This window comes from Pseudenhygromyxa sp. WMMC2535, assembly GCF_011083025.2.
The window spans coordinates 1,599,114-1,618,101 of sequence record NZ_JABJWV010000001.1; the positions used below are offsets into that span (position 1 = coordinate 1,599,114).

Annotated in this window: 15 protein-coding genes; 8 read left to right on the forward strand and 7 right to left on the reverse strand. The window is 68.7% G+C overall.

The window, feature by feature from the left end:
* The first annotated feature begins 3 nt into the window (after positions 1-3).
* Positions 4-750, forward strand: a complete 747-nt coding sequence (locus G6O69_RS05950) for a response regulator (protein ID WP_172302559.1) — start codon at positions 4-6, stop codon at positions 748-750.
* Positions 747-1,844, forward strand: coding sequence for an ATP-binding protein (locus tag G6O69_RS05955; RefSeq protein WP_172302560.1), 1,098 nt, complete (start codon positions 747-749; stop codon positions 1,842-1,844). The genes G6O69_RS05950 and G6O69_RS05955 overlap by 4 nt, the downstream gene beginning before the upstream one ends.
* Positions 1,845-1,884: 40 nt before the next feature.
* Here the strand turns inward: G6O69_RS05955 and G6O69_RS05960 are convergent, their stop codons facing one another.
* Positions 1,885-3,858, reverse strand: coding sequence for a L,D-transpeptidase (locus G6O69_RS05960; protein WP_172302561.1), 1,974 nt, complete (start codon positions 3,856-3,858; stop codon positions 1,885-1,887).
* Positions 3,859-4,028: 170 nt separating this feature from the next.
* Here G6O69_RS05960 and G6O69_RS05965 point away from each other — a divergent pair, with 170 nt between their 5' ends.
* Together G6O69_RS05965 and G6O69_RS05970 are read left to right on the forward strand one after the other, a co-directional pair.
* Positions 4,029-5,405, forward strand: coding sequence for a pitrilysin family protein (locus G6O69_RS05965; RefSeq protein WP_172302562.1), 1,377 nt, complete (start codon positions 4,029-4,031; stop codon positions 5,403-5,405).
* Positions 5,406-5,427: 22 nt separating this feature from the next.
* Complete coding sequence (locus G6O69_RS05970) at positions 5,428-6,972, forward strand: pitrilysin family protein (protein WP_172302563.1); 1,545 nt, start codon at positions 5,428-5,430, stop codon at positions 6,970-6,972.
* Between the two features lie 215 nt (positions 6,973-7,187).
* Here G6O69_RS05970 and G6O69_RS05975 read toward each other — a convergent pair whose 3' ends face one another.
* Both G6O69_RS05975 and G6O69_RS05980 read right to left on the reverse strand, forming a co-directional pair.
* Positions 7,188-8,531, reverse strand: coding sequence for an IS701 family transposase (locus tag G6O69_RS05975; protein ID WP_172302544.1), 1,344 nt, complete (start codon positions 8,529-8,531; stop codon positions 7,188-7,190).
* An 87-nt stretch (positions 8,532-8,618) separates the two neighbouring features.
* A complete protein-coding gene (locus G6O69_RS05980) occupies positions 8,619-10,217 on the reverse strand; it encodes an IS1182 family transposase (RefSeq protein ID WP_172302564.1) in 1,599 nt (532 codons plus the stop codon).
* Between the two features lie 215 nt (positions 10,218-10,432).
* Between G6O69_RS05980 and glmS the strand changes: the two genes are divergently transcribed.
* Entirely contained in the window at positions 10,433-12,301 is a 1,869-nt protein-coding gene (gene glmS, locus G6O69_RS05985; protein ID WP_172302565.1) for a glutamine--fructose-6-phosphate transaminase (isomerizing), read from the forward strand.
* 585 nt (positions 12,302-12,886) lie between these two features.
* The gene (bfr, locus tag G6O69_RS05995; RefSeq protein ID WP_172302567.1) at positions 12,887-13,351 is read left to right on the forward strand and encodes a bacterioferritin; all 465 of its coding nucleotides are present in this window, start codon (positions 12,887-12,889) and stop codon (positions 13,349-13,351) included.
* Between the two features lie 348 nt (positions 13,352-13,699).
* Here the strand turns inward: bfr and G6O69_RS06000 are convergent, their stop codons facing one another.
* Complete coding sequence (locus G6O69_RS06000; protein ID WP_172302568.1) at positions 13,700-14,788, reverse strand: CobW family GTP-binding protein; 1,089 nt, start codon at positions 14,786-14,788, stop codon at positions 13,700-13,702.
* A 108-nt stretch (positions 14,789-14,896) separates the two neighbouring features.
* Positions 14,897-15,757 carry an MBL fold metallo-hydrolase gene (locus G6O69_RS06005; protein WP_172302569.1) on the reverse strand — a complete coding sequence of 287 codons (861 nt, stop codon included), beginning with the start codon at positions 15,755-15,757 and terminating at the stop codon, positions 14,897-14,899.
* Positions 15,758-15,976: 219 nt separating this feature from the next.
* Here G6O69_RS06005 and G6O69_RS06010 point away from each other — a divergent pair, with 219 nt between their 5' ends.
* Positions 15,977-16,900: a hypothetical protein gene (locus G6O69_RS06010; RefSeq protein WP_172302570.1), complete on the forward strand. Its 924-nt coding sequence runs from the start codon at positions 15,977-15,979 to the stop codon at positions 16,898-16,900.
* On the opposite strand, the gene G6O69_RS06015 is transcribed toward G6O69_RS06010, so the two are convergent.
* Positions 16,897-17,049: a hypothetical protein gene (locus G6O69_RS06015; protein ID WP_176396660.1), complete on the reverse strand. Its 153-nt coding sequence runs from the start codon at positions 17,047-17,049 to the stop codon at positions 16,897-16,899. The two genes, G6O69_RS06010 and G6O69_RS06015, sit on opposite strands and share 4 nt — an antisense overlap.
* A gap of 9 nt (positions 17,050-17,058) precedes the next feature.
* Entirely contained in the window at positions 17,059-17,976 is a 918-nt protein-coding gene (locus tag G6O69_RS06020) for a LysR substrate-binding domain-containing protein (protein ID WP_172302571.1), read from the reverse strand.
* A 124-nt stretch (positions 17,977-18,100) separates the two neighbouring features.
* Between G6O69_RS06020 and G6O69_RS06025 the strand changes: the two genes are divergently transcribed.
* Complete coding sequence (locus G6O69_RS06025; RefSeq protein WP_217909778.1) at positions 18,101-18,976, forward strand: EamA family transporter; 876 nt, start codon at positions 18,101-18,103, stop codon at positions 18,974-18,976.
* Positions 18,977-18,988: the final 12 nt, after the last annotated feature.

Below are 18,988 nucleotides of genomic sequence, written 5' to 3' on the forward strand. Positions count from 1 at the left end.
CTCATGCCCAGCGCCGCCGTGACTTCGGTCCTCGTCATCGATGACAACGAAGAGCTCACCGAGAACATCGCTGAGATCCTCGACGACCTCGGCGTCGAGGTCGGCCTAGCCCGCGACGCCGACGAGGCCATCCAGGCCTTCGAGCGTCAGGCGTGGAGCCTGGTGGTCACCGACGTGCGCATGCCCGGGCGCGACGGCCTCGAGCTGCTCGAGATCCTCAAACGGCGCAGCCCTGGCACCCCGGTCCTCGTCATGACCGGCTACGCCGACCGCGACACCCTGCGGCGCGCCCACGAGTCGGGCGCGCTCGCCGTGGTCCACAAGCCCATCGACCTCGACGCCTTCCTCGAGCTCGTCGAGCGCGTGGCCGTGGCCGAGGCCCCGGTGCTGATCGTCGACGACGACGCGTCCTTGTGCTCGAACCTCGCCGACGTGCTCAGCGAGGAGCGCGGGGTCCTCCCGCACCCGGCGGCCAACCTCGACTTCGCCCGCCGCCTCGCCGAGGCCATCGACTTCCGCGCAGCGCTCATCGACCTGCGCCTGCCCGACGGCGACGGCCTGCTGCTCGCGCGCGAGCTCCTGCACCGCCCCGACGGCAGCCGGCGCCCGGTGATCATCATGACCGGCTACCCAGAGGGCCTGCGCGAGCGCAGCGGAGAAGACAACGGCGACAACGACGGCGACATGGTCGTGCTGACCAAGCCCTTCGCCGTCCCCAACCTCTTAGAGCGCTTGCGGGAGCTGGTGTGATCCGCCAAGTCCCGCTGCAAGACGCCCATATTCTACTCGTCGACGACCACGACGATCTGGTCGAGAACCTGACCGAGATCCTCGAAGAAGAGGGCGCTCGGGTGTCTCGCGCGGCCCGGGCCTCGGAGGCCCTCGAGCGCGCCCAGAGCGGCTTCGACGTCGCCCTGGTCGACATCCGCCTGCCCGACGCCACCGGGCTGACCTTGCTGCCCGAGCTGCGCGCCAGCGGCGACGGCTTCAGCGAGGTCTTGCTGATCACCGGCAACGCCTCCCTCGACGACGCGATCGAGGCCGTCGGCCGCGAGGCCTACGCCTACGTGCTCAAGCCCTTCGACCCCGCGGATCTCCTGGCCACGGTCGGCCGCGCCCTCGAGAAGGTCCGCCTGCGCCGCGAGTCTCGCGACCTCGAGCGCCGGGCCCGGATCGCCGAGAAGCTCGCCGCCGTCGGCACCTTGTCCGCGGGCCTCGCCCACGAGATCCGCAACCCCCTCAACGCCGCCAGCTTGCAGCTCCAGCTGCTCGAGCGCCGGCTGGTCAAGGTCTCCGAGGATCCCAAGCTGCTCGAGCCCGTGTCCGTGGTCCAAAACGAGCTCGCCCGGCTCTCGCACCTCGTCGAGGACTTCCTGCGCTTCGCTCGCCCCGCCGACCTCCACCTGCGCCGCTTCGACATGGCCATCCTCGTCCGCCAGGTCATCGAGCTGCTCGTGCCCGAGGCCGAGCGCGAGGCCATCGAGCTGCGCTGCGAGCTCCACGAGCCCCAGCTCCACGTCGAGGGCGACCGCAGCAAGCTCCAGCAGGTGCTGATCAACGTGATCCGCAACGCCCTCGAGGCGCTCACCGACAGCGGCGGCAGCGTCGACGTCAGCTTGGCCCGCGAAGAGGACATGGTCGTGATCCGCATCGCCGACGACGGCCCCGGCATCCCCGAGGACATCCTGCTGCGGATCTTCGAGCCCTTCTTCTCGACCAAGCCCATGGGCACCGGCCTGGGCATGGCGATCAGCCACTCGCTGATCCAGCAGCACGGCGGGACCATCGCGATCAGGACCGAAGGCGGGACGATCGTCGACATTCACCTGCCCGGCGTCGTCTGAGCCGGGCCAGCCCAGTCGAACCAGGCCAGCCCAGCCGCCCTCACTCCTCGGGCTCGGACCGGCGGATGACGATCGTGGTCCCCGGGCTCTCGTCGGTGGAGCGGACGCCGTGCCAGCCCTCGGGCAGGAAGGGCGTGGTCCAGAAGAACAGCCAGCGCGCGTCGCTGGGCCCGAGGTTCACGCAGCCGTGGCTGCGCACGTAGCCGAAGCTGCGGTGCCAAAAGGCCCCGTGCAGGGCGTAGCTGCCCTCGAAGTACATCACCCAGGGGACGTCCTGGATCGCGTAGTTGCCGTCGGTCGCCGTGGTCCCGTCCATGTTGGAGGTGACCTGCTTGCTGTAGACGCGAAAGCGACCCGTGGGCGTGTCGAAGGGCTCCTCGTTGGTGCCCTTCTTGCCCGTCGAGACCAGCGTGACATAGACCGGTCGCGCGCCCTCGTAGGCCACGAGGATCTGCTTGGTCAGGTCGACGTCGACCCAGCGGTCCCAGGGCTCGAGGCCCTCGGGGATCGGCTGGAGCTCCGGCAGGCGCATGACGTCGGCCTTGACCAAGAGCAGCTCCTCGCTCGGCGCCTCCTCGGCCGCGGCGCCCTCCTCGGAGCCCGCCTCGGCACCGCCAGCCGCCTCGACGGCCGCGCCACCGTCCTCACCCTCACCCTCGCCCTCACCCTCGGGCGGAAGGGGGATCACCGTGAAGTAGGTCCGACCGCTGACCTCGACCTCCTCGCCGAGGTCGAGGAAAGTGCGCTTGTCGAGCTGCTTGCCCGTGGAGTGGAGCTTGTCGTCATCGCCCAGGCGCAGCAGCTTGGTGCCGTTCTTGGCCATCACGAAGCCGACCGGGAAGGTCATGCCCTCGCGGATCTCGGCGCCCGCGTAGTCCTTGGGCTCGTAGGGGAAGGCCGCGGACTTCTCGACGATCCCGCCGCGAGCGGTCCGCCAGTAGCTGCGGCTGCCCTCGCGCAGCACCTCGCCCAGGGACAGGAAGTAGCCCTTCTCGAGCCAGGGCGTCGAGGCGCTCATCGGCACCTTGATCGGCTCCTCCTCTTCCACCTCCTCCTCGGCGGGAGGCACGGGCGTGGGCGCGGGCTCGACCGCCGCCGGCTGCGGATCCGGGGCCGCGCCGCCATCTCCGGCCGCGCCGCCATCTCCGGCTGCGCCGCCATCTCCCGCCGCCACGGCCTCTCCGGCCCCGCCCGCTCCGGCCCCGCCGGCGTCACCGCCCGCGCCACCTTCAGTGGCTCCCTCGCCACCGCCCGCCGCAGCGCCACCGCCGGCCGCCGGGGCAGCGGGCTCTTCGCTCGGCAGCGGCACCCCCGTGCGCTCGGCCTCGAGGATCGCCTGCTTCTCGATGCTGGCCTCGTACTCCTCGGGGGTCGGCGCCCGCCACCACATCGGCGTGTTCCACTTGCGAACGTAGGCCCAGTCGTAGGGGAAGGGCTCGTCGAGGCGAGGGGCGCTGGGCTTGTAGCCCATGTAGGGATCGCGCTTGTCCACCACCAGCCCACGGCTGGCGCAGGCGTAGCCGCCGGAGGCGAGCTCATGCCAGCCCTGACGACAATCCTCGGTCTCGATCGCCTCGCCCACGCGCATTCGGGTTCCAATGCGCAAGAAGCCGAGGCTGTTTGATTCCTTACTTGGTTTTTCGTAGATGCCGACGACCTCGTAGCCGGCGAGCCCGTAGAGCGGGAGCTCGTCCTCGCTCGGCTTGGGCTCGGGGAAGACGAGATCGCCGTAGCCCTCGGGAGGTTTGGGCGGGCCAGGGTCGACATCGACGAGGCCTTCTTCCGCCCCGGCCTCGGCCGCGGCCGCGTCCTCGCCCGCCTCCTCGGCGGCCGCCTCAGCGCCCTCCTGCGCCTCCTGAGCGCCCTCTTCCTCGTCTTCGTCCTCGGCCTGCGCCTCCCCGGCGGCGGCCCCAGCCTCGGCCTTGCCGCCCGAGTCATCGTCCTTTTCGTTGCAGGCGACAGAACACGCGAACAGGCAGAGCGCGCCGGCGATGGGTCGAAGCGAGCGAGACATCAGGGTCGTGCATAGCCCACGCGAGGCAGCGGGTGAAGATTCCAGCCTGTGTTCGGGTTTCAGCATGGCTGTATGAGTCAGGACACGGCGGTCCAGGCGGGGCCGCCCTGTCTCCAGGCAGGTGTGTGCTAGTGTGCGCCGGCCAACGCGTTGTTGGAGGAGAGAAACAGATGACAGTTCGTCCCAAATTCATGCGCCTCGCCCTCGTCGGCGCATTGGCGCTGCCGATGATCGGCGCCGTGGCGCTGACGCAGCCCGCCAACGCAGCCAAGTCCAAAAAGGACGCGCTGGCGATCGACCTCGACATCAAGGACTTCACCCTCGACAACGGCATGCGGGTCTACGTGGTCGAAGACCACTCCACCCCCGCGTTCACGATCAACATCACCTACGACGTGGGCTCGCGCGACGAGGTCGCCGGACGGACTGGCTTCGCCCACTTCTTCGAGCACATGATGTTCCAGGGCTCGAAGAACCTGCCCGACAACGCGATCGGCGAGTACACCGAGAAGGCCGGCGGGTACATCAACGCCTTCACCAGCTTCGATCAGACGGTCTACTTCCACAACATCCCCAGCCAGTACCTCGACATGGTCCTGTGGGGTGAGGCCGACCGCCTCCAGTACCTCGAGATCACCGACGACGCGTTCTCCGTGCAGCGCGAGGCCGTCAAGTCCGAGAAGGACCGCGGGGACAACCAGCCCTTCGCCAAGGCCTTCGAGGAGATCGTCGCCGCCCTGTTCGAGGGCACGACCTACGCGCACATGCCGATCGGCGCGCTCGAGGACCTCGACGCCGCCGATCCCAAGGACGCGATCGAGTTCTTCGAGACCTACTACCGGCCCAACAACGCCGTCATGGTCATCGTCGGCGACGTCGACTTCGCCACGGTCCAGGACCGGGTCACCCACTACTTCGGCGGGATCCCCAGGGGCGCCGACAAGCCCGAGACCACCGTCGGCGAGATGGTCCGCGGCCGCAAGCTCGAAAAGCAGCTCAGCGACGACAAGGCCCAGCAGACCCAGTGGATCTGGGCCTGGCCGACGGTCGGCGACGGCCACGCGGATCGCCCCGCCCTCGAGCTGCTCGGCAACATCTTGTTCGGCGGCGAGTCGGCGCGCGTGCCCAAGATCATGAGCGACGAGAAGAAGTGGACCGCCTTCTCCGGCGGCGGCCACATATTCGGCTTCCGCGACGCCGGCGGCATGCTCTTCTTCGGCGTGCCCACCGAGGAGGGCGAGCAGCACCTCGACGAGGTCAAGTCCACGCTCCAGTCCGAGCTCGAGAAGATCGCCAAGAAGGGCGTCTCCGCCAAGGAGCTCGAGAAGGCCGTCAACCAGCAGCTGATGCAGAGCGTCAGCACCCTGGCCACCAACCAGGGCCGGGCCCTGGCCATCGCCAACGGCGCAGCGTTCTACGACGACCCCAAGCGCGTGCTCACCGACCTCGAGCGTTACCGCGAGGTCAGCACCAAGGACATCAAGCGCGTCGCCGAGACCTACATCAACGGCGACTGGTTGTTCTACGAGCTCGTCCCCAAGAAGTAGCCGCGACCCAGGAGACAAGCACATGCACACTCAACGAGCCATCCACCGATTCTCTGGCGTCGTGGCCTGCCTGGGTCTGAGCGCCTCGCTGCTCCTCGGAGCCTGCGACAAGAACCAGCCCGAGCCCACCGCGCCCACCGACGACCAGACCGCCGACGCGACCGAGCCCGAGCAGGTCGAGGAGCCCGCGCGGGTCTACCCGGAGCCCCCCGGCCCCGGCGAGCAGCGCCCGGTCAACTTCCCCGAGCTGCAAAAGTACGAGCTCCCCAACCGCCTGTCGGTCTACATCGTGGAGAACCACGAGGTCCCGATCGTCGACGTCCAGCTGGTCGTCAAGGCCGGCACCATCCACGGCGAGCTGCTCGCTGGGATGACCGCCTCGATGCTCACCGAGGGCACCAAGAAGCGCACCAAGGCCAAGATCGACGAGGCCATCGAGCAGGTCGGCTCGAGCCTCGAGGCTGGCGCCGGTGAGTTCAGCGCCTTCGTCTCGACCCGCGTGCTGACCCCCGACCTGCCCCTGGCCCTCGACCTCGTCAACGACGTCGTCCAGAACCCCAAGTTCGACCAGGAGGCGATCGACAAGCTCAAGGAGCAGCAAAAGACCGCGATCAAGAGCGAGAAGTCCGACGGCGGCGCGCTCGCGCAGCGCCTGGTCGGCAAGCTGCTCTACCCCGAGGGTCACCCCTACGGGCAGACCTGGCCGAGCGCCGCCGAGCTCGACGGCCTGACCGCCACCCAGCTCGCCGAGTTCCACTCGACCTGGTACCGGCCCAACAACGCCTACCTGATCCTCTCGGGTGACGTGACCAAGGCCGACGTCGAGAAGGCGATCGAGAAGACCCTCGGCAAGTGGAAGCCGGCCGAGAGCTTCCCCAAGCACCCGCTCGAGAAGTTCTCGCCCCAGGACTACCAGGCCGCCGTGCCCACCGACTTCGTGGTCCACGTCGTCGACCGCAACCAGATCAGCTCGGACATCGTCATCGCCAACATCAACTCGGTGGCTCGCAACAGCCCCGAGTGGACCAAGATGGCCGCGGTCACCAAGCTCTTCGGTGGCGGCATGAGCTCGCGCCTCTTCCGCGACATCCGCGAGGAGCGCAAGCTGACCTACAACATCAACTCCTTCGAGTATCAGCAAAAGGCCGTCGGCGCGTTCGCCATCGTCACCCAGACGAAGGACACCGACGAGATGCTCAACGCCGTGTTCGACCACGTCGAGCGCCTGCGGACCACCGATCCCAGCGAGCAGGAGTTCCAGGCCACGGTCGACAACATGGCCCTGAGCTTCCCGCTGCAGATCGAGACCGCCTCGCAGATCGCCGGCAAGGTCAACACCTTGCTGACCTACAACCTGCCCGAGGACTACTACAACACCTACATCGACGAGGTCCGCAAGATCGAGCTCGCCGACATCAAGGCGACCGCCGCCAAGCACATTCACCCGATCCCGGTGATCGTGGTCGTCGGCAAGGCGATGAAGGTCGAAAAGCAGCTCAAGAACGTCAAGCGGCTCGAGGGCGCGAAGATCATCAAGTACAACACCGACCTCGAGGTCGTGAACTAGGAGCCTGTGGTGGAACCCAGCGCGGCTCCTGGCGCCGGGCTTTTCGTCGAGGGCGCGAAGCCAAAACGCCGCTGTACCGGGCGTACTGCAAGTTTTGGCGACAAAGCCCTCGGCGAAAATCCCAAGCGAGGTGTCGTGTTGGGTTTCACCACGGGCTCCTAGTACGACTTGATCACATCCGCGAGGGCCTGATCGGTGGCCCCCGTGGGTCGATGTCACGTCCGCACATGGGACAGTGACCCAGCAAGTGAAGCAGGACCACTTGTAGCAACGCTCGGAATGCCTGGATGGTCAGCCCCGGCTCGGCTCGCTGTGCTTTCCGCCTCCGGGTCCTCCGGGGAAAAAATCACGCGGTGGAGCGTGAGAAAGGCGTGAGCCGCGGCGACCAGGGCGACGTGGTGGTGGAAGCCTCGCCATGTTCGTCCCTCGAAGTGGTCGAGGCCGAGCTCCCCTTTCATCTCCTGGTAGTCCCGTTCGATCCGCCAGCGAAGCTTGGCCAGGTAGACCAGCCTCTTGACCGTGGTCTTCGCGGGCAAGTTCGACAAATAAAACGCGGTTGGCTCCTTCTTCTTGTAGGACCACTCACACAGCAGCCACTGCACTTCACCCGGTGGGTGCCCTGACCGATGCCGGTGCGCGGTTCGGATGCGTAGCACCGCGAAGCGCCGCCGCTGAGGCCCGCGCGTCCCGTGGCGCCATTCGACGTGACGGAAGCGCCTGGCAGGCAAGCTCTTCGCCAGCTCTTCGACCGAGACGGGCTCGACTCCTTCGGGGGAGACCCACTTTGTTCGTGGCCGCCCCCTGGTGCCGGGAGCTTTGGACGGAGGAGGGCTCGGGCACGTCCCTGGCGGCCATACGACCGCGTTGCCGGAGATGCGCAGTACGTAGTGGAGCCCGCGTTCTTCGAGTCCCTTGCGGAATTCCGTCGAGTCGCCGTAGGCCGCGTCGGCGAGCACCGGTCGAGGCGCGAGCCCCCATTCGAGGGCGCGGTCGAGCATGCCGAGGCCGAGCTCGAGCTTCGTTTGATGGGAGAGCTCCTCGGGGACGCCTGCCTTGGTCCGGCGCCTTGGGTCGTTGGCCCAGACCTCGGGAAGAAACAAGCGCATGCCGATGCAAGCGCCGCCCGCCTCGCTGGCGAGGTGGAGGCTTGCTGCGACCTGGCAATTGTCGACGCGGCCCATCGTCCCCGAGTACTGACGCTGTACCCCGACGGAGTGCTTGCCCTTCTTGGGGAAGCCGGTGTCGTCGATGACGAAGGCGTCGAGGCCCGGGAGCTTGTCCTCGACGCGCAGGGCGAGTCGGCGAAACAGCTCCCACTCGTCCCAATCAGCGATCGTGATCGCCTGCTGGAGTCGCTGGCGGATGGCTTCGCTGTCACCGGGCGCGGCTGCGAGGCGCTGAGCGATGGGCACCATGCTCTTGCGCTCGCCATCGAGGAGAAGCCCACGCATGTAGTTGGCGAGGGCCTCGCGCCGCTCGCTGCGACCCATCTGATGAGTGATGTAGCCGAGAAACTCCTCGAGTTCGGCCCCCACCCGGGAGATTTGTTCTGGAGTCACCCCCGCAGCAGATCACAGCTGGGGATCGTTGTCGATCCCCATCTGACCAAGTAGTCCTAGAGCGGCGACCAGTTTGAATTCGGTGAGCTACGCCGCATTTGCCAGCTTCGGGCACTCCAGCTCATGCTGGATGACCTGCAGATTGACGAGCACTGCCGCTCGCGTGGAGTCGTACTCATTCTTGCGCATGCCGAGGTAGCGAGCTCGGTTGCCTTGGCGCTGGCCGACATGAGCGAGCGTATGCTCGACGACGACGCGCTGTCGCAGTCGCGCGCGTCCGCGCGGTGCTCGTTGGAGGACCCGTAGTTTCGCTTGCAACGGCTCGTTGGCGGCGATTCGGAGGCCTCGGCCCCGGTCCGAGGTCGTGCACTTGGGCTTGAGCTCGCAGGCGTTGCAGACATCAGCCTCGAAGCGGGCGCTCTCGCCGAGGAGCATGGGTTGGGTCTGTCCCCCTGGGCAGGTCACCGTCTGGCTGGCGAAGTCGAGGCTGAAGTCGGTCTTGGCGAATTTGTCGCCGTTGGACTGCCGCCATGGCTTGCAGATGACCTCGACGCCGCTGGCCACGAGTTCGGGGACGTCCGAGCTCTCGATGTAGCCCCGGTCGAAGTGCAGGCTCGCGAGTTCGAGGCCCAGATGTTCGACTCGGTCGACGAGCGTGGGGAGGCTGTCTTTCTCCGGCTGGTTCGCCGGAGCCACCGTCACAGCGAGGATGAGCTTGGTGTGAAGACTGACGACGACGTGGCGCTTGTATCCGTTGAAGGACTTCGTCTTGGTCTTGCGACCGTGACGCATGTCGGGGTCCTCGACGGACACACGCCGGTCTTTCGCCACGCCCCGCTTGATGCGCTGGCCTCCACGGTCGGGGTCGGGCTCGAGATCCTGTCCACGTAGCTGCTCGAGTAGCGCGAGCTGGTCTTGCAACGGAGGCTTGCTGCTCTCGCTCGACAGGTTCGTCTCGACCCACTGTTCGAGCGTCTCAATCTGTCCGAGCAAACGGTTCAACGCCGCGCTCTTGGCCGCAGGGTTGGACCAGTCGATATCGAGCGCCTTCTTGATGCTCGGCTCCGCGAGCAGCGGGATGCCGAGCTCGTCGACGAGCAGCTCCGCCGGTCGAGCGCGTAGCTCGGCGACGCACAGCACGACCTTCCACGCCGCGTGAGCGAGGAGGTTGAAGGTGTCCTCGACCCGACCCGCACCTCGAAGCGGGCTCGAGTCCACGGCGACGTCGAGCTTCTTGGGCAGCTTCTTGAAGTCGAAGGCGCCAGTTCGCTTGGCGAGCTCCCGAGTGCGCTCGAGCAGCTTGCGGTCCATGTCGTGAGCGATGAGCCGCTCGCGGAAGTTGAACAGCGAGCCCTGGGAAAACGGCGGGTCATCGCAACCAAGGCAGCCGAGGACCAGCTGCCATCGAGCATCACAGGCGGCGAGTTCGACGGCCTCCGAGTCCGACGCGTTGGAGTAGCCCTGAAGCAGTAGGGCCATGGCGAGCAGTGCGGGCGGCATCGGGTTCTTCCCGGCTCCGGTGTCGCGGTACATCTGCTCGAGTTCGGCTTGGAAGTCGTCGTCGAACAGCTCGAGCCGGTGGTCACACAGGAAGCCAAACAGCTTGCGCTTCTTGCCGACGCGCTTGCGGATGCGGGCTTCGCGGGGAGACAGAGTGACGGGAGGGTTCCAGCGGGGGAGCGTCATGCGTGGCCTCGTGCGAGGCCTACGGGATCACGACCGCCAGACGTTGTCGAACCGCGCCGCTAAGCGATCGGAATCTATTAACAATTCAAACTGATCGCCGCTCTAGAGCCCTCGGCTCCCTGCTCGCGCCCCGCCCTCGGCCCAGCCGAGGCGGGGCGCCCGCAATTTTGGGCCATTCGACCGCCCAGATCTTTCTTGCTAAATCTCCTGCGTAGATGTGCGGAATCATCGGGTACACCGGCGCTCGGCTCGCGGCACCTTTGCTGGTCGAGGGGCTGCGGCGCCTCGAATATCGCGGCTATGACTCGGCCGGGGTCGCGCTGATCGACCCCTCGCGCAATCCGCCGATGGTCTTGACCCGCTGCGAGGGCAAGATCGCGGCGCTGGCCGCCAAGCTCGAGGCCGAACCGCTGTCGGGGACCACCGGCATCGGGCATACGCGCTGGGCGACCCACGGCCGGCCCTGCGAGGCCAACGCCCACCCGCACCGCGCCGGGCGGGTGTGCGTGGTCCACAACGGGATCATCGAGAACCACGCCAAGCAGCGCGCCGCCCTCCAGGCCCGCGGGCGCAGCTTCTCGAGCGAGACCGACACCGAGATCATCGCTCACCTGATCGACGAGCGCTACGCCGCCGCCGGAGACGGCGACCTGCTGGCCGCGGTCCGCTCGGCCCTCGCCGAGCTCGAGGGCGCCTACGCGATCTGTGTCGTCCACGACGAGCACCCGCGCCAGCTCGTCGCGGCCCGCCACGCCTCGCCCCTGCTCGTCGGCCTCGGCGACCGCGACGCGCCGGCGGGCGAGCCCGAGAGCTTCGTGGCCTCGGACGTCGCCGCGATCCTCGAGCACACGCGCACGGTCATCGACCTCGACGACGGCGACATCGTCCGCGTCGGCCCCGAGGGCATCGAGGTCCACCTCGACGCCGCCGGCGAGGCCGTCACTCGCCGCCCGCGACACATCGACTGGAGCCCCCTGGCCGCCGAGAAGCAGGGCTTCAAGCACTTCATGCTCAAGGAGATCTTCGAGCAGCCGCGGGCCGTCCGCGACACGCTGATCGGCCGGCTCCGGGGCGCCGAGGAGCTCGACTTCGGGGAGCTCGCCGGCGTCGACCTCCCCGAGCTCGCCGCCCACCACAAGCTGACCATCGTCGCCTGCGGGACCTCGTGGCACGCCGCCCTGGCCGGCAAGTACCTGATCGAGCAGCTCGCCCGCGTGCCCGTCGAGGTCGATCTCGCCAGCGAGTTTCGCTACCGCGTACCGATCGTCCGCGGCGGCGACCTAGTCCTGGCGATCTCCCAGTCCGGCGAGACCGCCGACACCAAGGCCGCGCTCGAGGAGGCCCAGCGCCTCGGCGCCAAGGGTCTGGCGATCTGCAACGTGGTCGACTCGTCGATCGCCCGCCTCGCCGACCACGTGCTCTACACCCACGCCGGCCCCGAGATCTCCGTGGCCTCGACCAAGGCCTTCACCACCCAGCTGACGATGCTGACGATGCTGGCGATCCACCTCGGCCGAGGCACCGGCGCGCTCGCGCCCGAGCGCGCCCACGCCCTGCTCGAGGGCCTGCGCGAGATGCCCGTGGCCATCGACGCCGTGCTCGGCGTGCAGTCGGCGATCAAGATCATCGCCAGGCGCTGGGTCAGCGCCCGCGACTGGCTCTACCTCGGCCGCGGCCTGAGCTTCCCCGTCGCCCTCGAGGGCGCCCTCAAGCTCAAGGAGATCAGCTACGTCCACGCCGAGGGCTACGCCAGCGGCGAGCTCAAGCACGGCCCGATCGCGCTGATCGACGAGGGCGTGCCCGTGGTCGTGCTCGCCCTCGAGGGCCCCGCCTACGACAAGACCCTGTCCAACCTCGAGGAGGTCCGCAGCCGCGGCGGCAAGATCATCGCCGTGGCCACGGCCGGCGACGAGCGCATCGGCGACGTCGCCGACGACGTGATCTTGGTCCCCAAGGTCGACCCCTTCCTCCAGCCGATCCTCGCCTCGGTCCCCCTGCAGCTGCTCGCCTACCACGTGGCCGACATCAAGGGCACGGACGTCGACCAGCCCCGCAACCTGGCCAAGTCCGTCACCGTCGAATGAGGCTGGACGGTCCACTCGGGCCCCCGGACCACTCTCCACGACGAAGGCGCGCCTCGCACCGTCCGGGTGTAGGCGCGCCTTCGCGCGTGTTTTGCGCCCAGGCTGTGTCCGATCCCCCCACAGACCCCGATCAGGCTGAAATTCGAGGCTCTGAAGTCGATTTCGAATCCGAAATTCAGTCCTTGCCGCGGGCCGAGTTCGTGCGTATACCTCTTGAGAGTTTTGAAAACGACTTTCAAAACCCAGCCCTGAGGTCTGCACCACAATGCTCGTCTGCATCTGTAAGGGAGTCTCTGACCGACGCATCTCGGAGGAAATCCGCCGGGGCGCATGCACCGTCAAACAGATCCAGGACGGCTGCCAGGCCGGAACGGACTGCAAGAGCTGCGTTCGGCAGATCCGTCAGATGATCACCACGCAGGCCAAGGCCGCGCACGAGGCCGGACCGCAGCCGGTCCCCGCGTGTTGAAAGCGCCTTTCAAGTCCGGCCCTCGGCAGCGCGCGTACTGAACTCGCCTATCAAGGTCTGAGCGACCTCGCACGCGGAGCATTGTCAGGGCGCGCCAGCCCGATTAGCGTCCGCGGATGCAAGGCAAGCCCGAGATCATCGACCTGCTCAACGAAGTCCTGACTGCCGAGCTCACCGCGATCAATCAGTACTTCATCCACGCCAAGATGTTGAAGAACTGGGGCCTCAACAAGCTCGCCGAGCATGTCCGGGCCGAGTCCATCGACGAGATGAAGCACGCCGACGAGCTGATCGAGCGCATCCTCTACCTCGATGGCGTCCCCAACCTTCAGCGCCTCGGCAAGATCAACGTCGGCGAGACCCCGGCCGAGCAGCTCAAGCTCGACTTGGACCTCGAGTACATCGCCTCGGAGCGCTTCAACCGTGGCATCGCGCTGGCCCGTGACCTCGGTGACAACGGGAGCCGCGAGCTGCTCGAGGGGATGCTGGTGTCCGAGGAGTCGCATATCGACTGGCTGGAGACGCAGCTGGATCTGATCGCGCGCCTCGGCGAAGAGCGCTACCTCGCAGAGCAGCTTTAATAGACCCCCGCGGACGTCCTGCTTCTAGCCGCAGCAGGCCGCTTCGCGGCCCTCGAGACCACCTCCGGCGGTCTCGGGCGGGATGGCATGTCGTTCGCGTGTGCACGTAGTGACCCCCTAAAAGGGGGTCTTGTCTCCGCTGGGGCTTTGGTCTCCCTCGTCGAGGGCAAGAGGCCGCGGTCTGGTGGGGGCCTCCTTCTTCCTCGAAGGGAAGCTCTGTCTTCCCTCGGCCTTTGGTCTCCCTCGTCGAGGGCAAGAGGCCGCGGTCTGGTGGGGGCCTCCTTCTCCCTCGAGGGAAGCTTTGTCTCCGCTGGGCCTTTGGTCTCCCTTCCTCGTCGAAGGGAGCGCTCAGGGCTTGGGGAGGCTCGAGTCTTCGACGACGCACGCCAGGAGCGTGTGCTCGAGGGCGTCTGGGTCCAGGGTCTCGCCGCCTTGGAGCACGAGCTCGAGGCGGGAGTCTCGGCGATGGCCGATGGGGCGGGTCTCTTCGGCGCCCTTGGTGATGTTGAAGCCCAGCCACCCGGCTTCGGTGTGCAGCGCGGCCTTAGCCCGCGCGACGCCGAGCTTGGCCGATAGACCGCCGAGCCAGCGGGTGATCCTCGTCGAGTCGAAGATCAGATCGTCTCGGCATACCCAGCCGATGGTCGTGGCTAGCTCGGACGTGTGGGAGAGCCGCCTGCAAGGGCGCGAGGGGTCTGTCTCCTCGGCGTCGGCGGACGCGTGGTCGTGGGCGTGCTCGTGGTCGTGGCCATGGGCGTGCTCGTGGTCATGCACGTGGTCGTGGTCGTGCTCATGCGCGTGGTCGTGGCCGGGGACGTGAGCGTCCGGCCTCACGGCCTCGCTGGGGCCGCGCTCGCGCACGAGGTCGAGCAGCTCGAGGGGGATCGCGGCGTGAGCGATGCGCCCCACGTGGCGCTTTGGCGGGAAGAGCTCGTCCGCCCAGCGCTCGAAGGCCTCGAGCTGCTCGGGACTGGCGAGGTCCGTGCGGTTGGCCAGCAAGATGTCGGCCGCTTCGATCTGGTCGCGGGCCTCGGCGCCGAGCTTGCCCTCCGAAACCACGGCCGGGTCGACGAGGCTGATCACGGAGCGCAGCTCGACGGCGTCGCGGATGCCGTCGTGGGCCAGGGTGTCCAGGATCCCCGACAAGGAGGCGAGGCCCGTGGGCTCGATGATCAGCCGGTCCGGCCGGCGCTGCAGCAAGAACACCAGCGAGACCTCGAACATGAAGCCGGCAGAGCAGCAGATGCAGCCGCCGGCGACCTCGCGCACGTCGACGCGCCCGGTCTCGGCGGCGTCCTCGATCAGCGCGGCGTCGATGCCCACGAGGCCGTACTCGTTGACCAACACCGCCCACTGCTCGTGCTCGGGGCGCTGCGCGAGCAGGTGGTTGATGGCGGTCGTCTTGCCCACACCCAGCGAACCGGCGATCAGGTTCACGGGGACTCTCTTCTCGCGTCGCTGTGCCAAAACGGAGCTCGACGCTAGACGAAAAAACTTGCATGTGCAATCAGCTTGCACAAATCTACACAGCCCGAGGCCGATGCCTCAGCTTCGCGGCGCGTAGCGGGCCGCCCGACCCTCGCCCTCGCGCGCGAGCTCCTCGTCGCCGACGAGCTTGCCCAGATGCGCCTCCAAAGAGAGCGCGGCGATCGGCCACAACGCGCGAGGGGTGTCGGCGTAGGCCGTCGCCAAGATGGCCTCGAAGTCCCGGGCGCCGCCTTCGAGGATCGCCCGACGGACGATGTCCTCGCGCGCGAGGCGATGGCCGATGTAGCGCTCGAGCACGGCCAGGGGATCCTCGATGGTCTCGCCATGGGCCGGGACGAAGCGGGGCGCGGGCGCGTCTGCCTCCCGACCCTCGCCGACGCGCGCGGCCATGCGCCGCAGCGATTCGAGGTAGCGCGCCATATCGCCGCCGTCGCTGGGATCGATCAGGATCGTGCCCTCGCCCGCGACGAGATCTCCCACGTGCGCGACCGCGCTGCCCTGCTCCCAGAACACGAGGTGACCGGGGGCGTGACCCGGGGTGTGCAGAGCCTCGACGACGACGCCGCGGCCGAGGTCCATGCGCCAGCCCTCGTCGATGCACACGTCGACCGCGAAGGGCAGGCGCGCCGCGGTCTCGGCGTGGGCGAAGATCGGCGCGCCCGTGCGCTCGCGCAGCGCCTGGGCGTAGCCCACATGGTCGATGTGGTGGTGGGTCAGGCACAGCCCCGCGAGCGCGCGACCCTCGGTGATCCGCTCGTCGAGCAGGGCGTCGAGGCGGGCCCGCTCGCCGGCATGGGGCGTCGCAGGCTCGACGACCAGCAGGCGATCGCCCGCAAAGACCACCGTGTTGGTCGCGGTCGCCGGGGGCAAGGTCGGGGTCTCGAGGGCCAGCGCCCAGACGCCTTCGCTCAGCTGCACCTGCGCATCATAGCGCCCGGCCCCCGGCTGCGAACGCGCGGCACCGAGCCGACGCGTGCGCGCCTTTGAGCGCCCCTCCCCCGGGCGCGTTCCCAGCGGAAAACCCCGCGTCTCGCTCAGGTTGCGAGGCTGTGTCAATGTGGACCAATTCAGCGGCCGGCTGGCCGATTGACCCGTATTTGAGTGCGCCCTGCGAGCCCGAGCCGCTATGATCGAGGCATGGATCGTTCGCCCGTTGATCAGCTCCGTCGGCGAATTGCTTCGGCTTTGGGCGTGGCGATCCCGCAGCTTCGTGTGGCCGCCCCGACCAGCCCCGACTTCGAAGCGGCCGCAGCCGCCCTGCGCAAAGCCGACGGCCGCCCCTTCGTCGTCGACGGTGACGCGCGCACGGCCGAGCTCGTGGCCCAGCGCGAGCTCGAGCTCGAGCTCGAGCTCGAGGACTTCGAGGATGAGCTGCCGCCCGAGGTCCGCGAGCAGCTCGCCGCGCACTGGGCTGGGATCGCCCGGGCCGAGCACGCCTCGGTCGCGAGCTTCGCCCGCTTCACCAGCCAGCTGATGTCCGTGGGCGCCCCGCCCCAGCTGGTCGTCGAGTCCCTCGCCGCCGCCGACGACGAGGTCCGCCACGCCGAGGCCGCGCTCGAGCTCGCCGAGGCCTTCGCCGGGCGCGGCCTCGAGTTCGGACCGCTCGACGTGGACGCGGCCGTCGCCGAGGCCTGCGACCTCGAGCAGCTGACCTTGGCCTGCGTCAGCGAGGGCTGCATCGGCGAGACCCTGTCGACCCTCGAGCTCGCGACCATCGCGGCGCGCTGCAGCGACCTCGGTCTGGCCGAGCTGCTCCAGAGCATCGCCGACGACGAGGCCCGCCACGCCGCCCTCGCGTGGATGTTCGTGCGCTGGGCCCTGCAGCGCGACCCGACCCTCAACCAGGCCGTGACCGCGCGCTTCGAGGCCCTCGCCCGCGCCCACGTCGGCGCCGGCGCGGTGCACAGCGCCGAGCCCTACCCCGAGATCCTCGTCGAGCACGGCTGCCTGCCCGCCGACGAGCGCGAGCGGGTGATCCACGAGGGCGTGCTCGAGCTCGTCTTGCCCTGCGCCCGCGCCCTGCTCGACGAGTCGGCCGTGGGCAACGAGCGCGGCTGCTAGGAGCCCGTGGTGAAACCCAACACGACACCTGGCTTGGTCTTTTCGCCGAAGGCTTTGTCGCCAAAACTTGCAGTACGCCCGGTACAGCGGCGTTTTGGCTTCGCGCCCTCGACAAAAATCCCGGCGCCAGGAGCCGCGCTGGGTTCCACCACGGGCTCCTAGAGCGGCGAGCTCTCGCCGCGCGCCGGCGCGTCCGCGGCCCAGCGCAGGCTCGCCCGGAGCGCGACGATCCCCGGGCGCGCCGCCGCGGCCCGCCGCGCGCCGGTGAACAGCCGCCGCTTGGGCCGCTCGGGCAAGGTGAAGACCCGCGCCCGCGGCTTGCCCAGGCGCCCGAGCAGATCCGGGACAAAGGCCACCGCCTGGCCGACCTCGACCAGGCGCAGGTGCAGCCCCGGGCCCGGCGAGTCGAAGCGGACGTCGGGCTCGAAGCCCGCGCTCCGGCACATCGCCGTGGCCCAGCGCGCCGACACGGTCTTGGGCGGGTCCATCACCCACGGCGCCTCGGCCAGAGCCTCGAGCTCGCCCGGGAGCTTGGCCAGCGGACCGCGCCGCGGGAGCATCAGGCGGATCTCGTCCATGACCAGATCCTCCTCGTGGATCTGCGCGTCCTTGGCCTGCAAAAAGCCCGGCAGCTCCTCGCCCAGGACCAGGTCGAAGTCGTGGGACAGGAGCCTGTCGAGGGCCTCCTCCGGGTCGCGGTGACTGACCTCGACGCGCAGCTGCGGGTGGATCCCGGCGAGGTGCTCGAGCGCGTCGGGGAGCAGGGTCGAGAGCACCGACTGAAAGGACGCGACCTTCAGCGTCCCGACCGGCTCGTCCTCCGCCGCGAGCTCGACCTCGGCCTGCTCGAGCTGCTCGAGGATCACCCTGGCGTGCTCGGCCAGCGCCCGCGCCCGCGCCGTCAGCTTGACCCCGCGGCCCACGGGCTCGAGCAAGAGCACGCCGACCTCCTCCTCGAGCAAGGCCAGCTGCTGCGAGACCGCCGAGGGGCTCGCGCCCACCGCCCTCGCGACCGCCGCCATCGTCCCCCGGCGCTCGAGCTCCAGGAGCAGGCGCAGACGTCGGATCTCGAGCATGGCTAATCATCAGGATTTCTAAACTGTTTAATCAAGAAACATTCGCTGGATCGGACAAAGGCCCGGGCTCATCTTTCAAACCATGTTCCTCGGACAGGGTCGTAGCGGCGCTGCGACAGGGCTCGTGCTCGCGTCTTGCGCCTCCGTTCAAGTTGGTTCTGCCCTCGCAACTCGGCTGATCGAGTCCACGGGGAGCGGCGGAGCGACCGCGCTGCGCCTCGGCCTCGCGGCCCTCGGGCTGCTGGTCCTCGCCCGCCCGCGGGTCCGAGCCTGGAGCCGCGAGCAGTGGCGCGCCGCCCTCGCCCTGGGCGCGTGCATGGTCGGGATGAACGGCTGCTTCTACCTCGCCTTGGCGCACATCCCCCTGGGGACCGCGGTGACCATCGAATTCCTCGGCCCCCTCGCCCTGTCGGCGCTCTTGTCCAAGCGCCGCCGGGACCTCGTGTGGACGGCCTGGGCGCTGGGCGGCGTGCTGCTTCTGGGCGGCGTGTTCTCGACCGGAGGCGCGGCTCTGGATCCCGCGGGCGTGGGCTTCGCGCTGGTCGGCGGCGTGTTCTGGGCGCTCTATATCCTCGCGGCGGGCCGGGTCGGCGCGCAGATCTCCGGGCTCGGCGGCCTCGCCGTGGCGACCGCCACCGCGGCCGTGCTCGCGGCGCCCTTCGGCCTCGGCGGGGCGATCACGGTCATCGGTCACCCCGACCAGATCAGCTTGGCGATCGCCACCGCCTTGCTCGCCAGCATGATCCCCTACTCCCTCGAGCTCGGGGCGATGCGCAGCCTCTCCGCGCGAACCTTCGGCATCTTGCTGAGCCTCGAGCCCGCCGTCGCGGCCGCGGCCGGCTGGCTCCTGCTCGATCAGGACCTGCCCTGGTCGAGCGCCCTCGGGATCGCCATGGTCGTCTCGGCCAGCACCGGCGCCGCGCTCTGGGGCGCCTCGAGCGGTCCCGTCGACGTCCCTGCCGAGCTCGAGCTCGAGCCCCTGGATCGCGGCGCGGCCTAGAGCGGCGATGGG

Coding starts and splice junctions, on each gene's coding strand:
- G6O69_RS05970 (WP_172302563.1), top strand. CDS start 5,428: ATGCACACTCAACGAGCCATCCACCGATTCTCTGGCGTCGTGGCCTGC.
- bfr (WP_172302567.1), top strand. CDS start 12,887: ATGCAAGGCAAGCCCGAGATCATCGACCTGCTCAACGAAGTCCTGACT.
- G6O69_RS05980 (WP_172302564.1), bottom strand. CDS start 10,217: ATGACGCTCCCCCGCTGGAACCCTCCCGTCACTCTGTCTCCCCGCGAA.
- G6O69_RS06020 (WP_172302571.1), bottom strand. CDS start 17,976: ATGCTCGAGATCCGACGTCTGCGCCTGCTCCTGGAGCTCGAGCGCCGG.
- glmS (WP_172302565.1), top strand. CDS start 10,433: ATGTGCGGAATCATCGGGTACACCGGCGCTCGGCTCGCGGCACCTTTG.
- G6O69_RS05960 (WP_172302561.1), bottom strand. CDS start 3,858: ATGTCTCGCTCGCTTCGACCCATCGCCGGCGCGCTCTGCCTGTTCGCG.
- G6O69_RS05965 (WP_172302562.1), top strand. CDS start 4,029: ATGACAGTTCGTCCCAAATTCATGCGCCTCGCCCTCGTCGGCGCATTG.
- G6O69_RS06010 (WP_172302570.1), top strand. CDS start 15,977: ATGGATCGTTCGCCCGTTGATCAGCTCCGTCGGCGAATTGCTTCGGCT.
- G6O69_RS05950 (WP_172302559.1), top strand. CDS start 4: ATGCCCAGCGCCGCCGTGACTTCGGTCCTCGTCATCGATGACAACGAA.